The sequence below is a fragment of the Longimicrobium sp. genome, from assembly GCF_036554565.1.
In the GTDB taxonomy this organism is placed as follows: Bacteria; Gemmatimonadota; Gemmatimonadetes; order Longimicrobiales; family Longimicrobiaceae; genus Longimicrobium.
The window spans coordinates 1-2,323 of the sequence record NZ_DATBNB010000541.1 but is presented as its reverse complement, the minus strand read 5'-3'; the positions used below and the strand labels follow the sequence as shown (position 1 = coordinate 2,323).

At 73.1% G+C, this 2,323-nt stretch carries 2 protein-coding genes; both read left to right on the top strand.

Annotated features, from left to right (window positions below; translation table 11 throughout):
• Positions 1-210 precede the first annotated feature (210 nt).
• Complete coding sequence (locus VIB55_RS14845; protein WP_331877437.1) at positions 211-1,326, top strand: alanine--glyoxylate aminotransferase family protein; 1,116 nt, start codon at positions 211-213, stop codon at positions 1,324-1,326.
• Positions 1,323-2,323 (top strand): hydroxyacid dehydrogenase (locus tag VIB55_RS14840; protein WP_331877436.1); only part of this gene is annotated, 1,001 nt, incomplete at its 3' end. The genes VIB55_RS14845 and VIB55_RS14840, both read left to right, overlap by 4 nt.

The window sequence follows — 2,323 nt, the reverse complement described above, 5'->3', positions numbered from 1 at the left end:
CGCGCAGTTTGCGGGGGAAGGGCTGGGGATGGGGGGCCCCGGGGACATGCGCCAAACCCAGCCGAAGCGCAAACGAATTCTCCGCCTCTCCCGCTTGCGGGAGAGGGGGCCGGGGGGCGGGCCGGGGGAGAGGGCAGCGGGGGACTGCACGGCCGTCCGCGAAACGCCCCCAAACCCGCAATCGACCTCATCTACGACTCGATCGCCGAAGTGACCGATACAGCGCAGTCCCCCGCCCACAGCGGGTTCGGCCGGTTCTTCCTTCCGGGTCCCACCGAGGTGCACCCCGACGTGCTCGCGGCCATGACGCGGCCGTTGATCGGCCATCGCGGCGCCGAGATGTCGTCGCTGCTGGAGGCGTGCGACCCCGTCCTGCGCTCCCTCTTCCGCACCCGCCGCCCCGTCTACGTGGCCAGCTCGTCCGCGACCGGGCTGATGGAGGGCGCCGTTCGGAACGGCGTGCGCCGGCGTGCCCTGTCGCTCGTCAACGGCGCGTTCAGCGAGCGGTTCGCCGCGCTGGTGACGGACTGCGGCCGCGAGGGCGAGCGGTACGAGGTGCCGCTGGGCGAGGCGAACCAGCCGGACGAGGTCTACCAGCGCCTGCGCGCGGGCGGCTTCGACGCGGTCACCGTGGTCCACTCGGAAACGTCCACGGGCGTCCTGAACCCGCTGCCCGAGATCGCCGAGGCCGTGCGCCGGGCAGAGGCGGAAACGGGCGAGGAGATCCTGCTGCTCGTCGACGGCGTCACCACCGTGGGCGGAATGCTGGTGGAGGCGGAGGCGTGGGGGCTGGACTTTTTGCTCACCGGCTCGCAGAAGGCGATGGCGCTGCCGCCCGGGCTTGCGTTCGGCACGGCGTCGGAGCGGATGATGGCACGCGCGGCGACGATTCCCGGGCGCGGCCAGTACTTCGACCTGCTGGAGTACGACGCCTACTGGCGCAAGCACCAGACGCCCAACACGCCCGCCGTCTCGCTGCTGTACGCGCTCTCCGAGCAGTGCCGCCGCATCGGCGCCGAGGGCGTGGAGGCGCGCGCGCTCCGGCACTGGCAGATGGCCGAACGCACGTGGGAGTGGGCCCAAGGCCGCCCCGGCCTCTCGCTCTTCGCCGCGGAGGGGCAGCGCTCCCCCACCGTCACCACCATCCGCGTGGACGACGGGATGCCCGCATCGCGCATCTGCACGGAGATGACGGCGCGTGGATGGACGCTGGGCACGGGGTACGGCAAGCTGAAGGACCTGACGTTCCGGATCGGCCACATGGGGGACCACACGATGGACGAGCTCGACGCGCTGCTGGCGGTGCTGGAGGAGGTGCTGGGATGACGGACCGGCGTTTTCGCGTCCTGGTGACGGACGAGATCGATCCCGAGGGCGTCGCCCTCCTGCGCGCGCACCCGGACATCGAGGTGGTGGAAAAGCCCACCCGCCCCGCCGCCGAGGTGCTGGCGGAAATCGGCGAGTACGATGCGTTCGTGGGCCGCAGCGCCACCCGCGTCACCCGCGAGCTGCTGCAGGCCGGCGATCGCCTGCGGGTGATCGGCCGCGCCGGCGTGGGGGTGGACAACGTGGACCTCCGCACGGCCACGGAGCTGGGCGTGGCCGTCATCAACGCACCGGGCGGCAACACCGTGTCCGTGGCCGAGCTCGCGTTCGGCGTGCTGATCGGCCTGGCGCGCAACATCCCGCAGGCGGCGGAATCCATGCGCCAGGGCCGCTGGGACCGCTCCAAGCTGGGCGGCGTGGAGCTGCGCGGAAAGACGATGGCCATCGTCGGCCTCGGCCGCATCGGGAGCGAGGTGGCGCGCCGCGCGCGGGCGTTCGGCATGACGGTGATCGGCTACGACCCGTACGTGGGCCAGAGCCGCTTCGACGAGCTGGACGTGGAGCGGGTGGAGCGGCTGAACGACGCGCTGGAGCGGGCCGACGTGGTGACGCTGCACGTGCCGCTGACCGGCGAAACGACGGGGATGATCGGCGCGCCGGAGCTGGCCCGGCTGGGGCGCGACGCCTACGTGCTGAACCTGGCGCGCGGCGGCATCGTCGCCGAGGACGCGCTGGCCGAGGCGCTGCACGCGGGGCGCCTGGCCGGGGCGGCGGTGGATGCCTTCGACGTGGAGCCGCTCCCCGCCGACCATCCCCTGCGCAGCGCTCCCAACCTGCTGCTGACCCCCCACCTCGGCGCGTCCACCCGCGACGCGCAGCGCAACGTGGCCGTAGAAGCGTGCGAGGCGGTGCGCGACGCCCTGGTGACGGGCGACCTGAGCGCCGCGATGAACGCCTCGGGGGTGGGCGGCGCCGCCACCCGCGAGCTGCGCCCCCT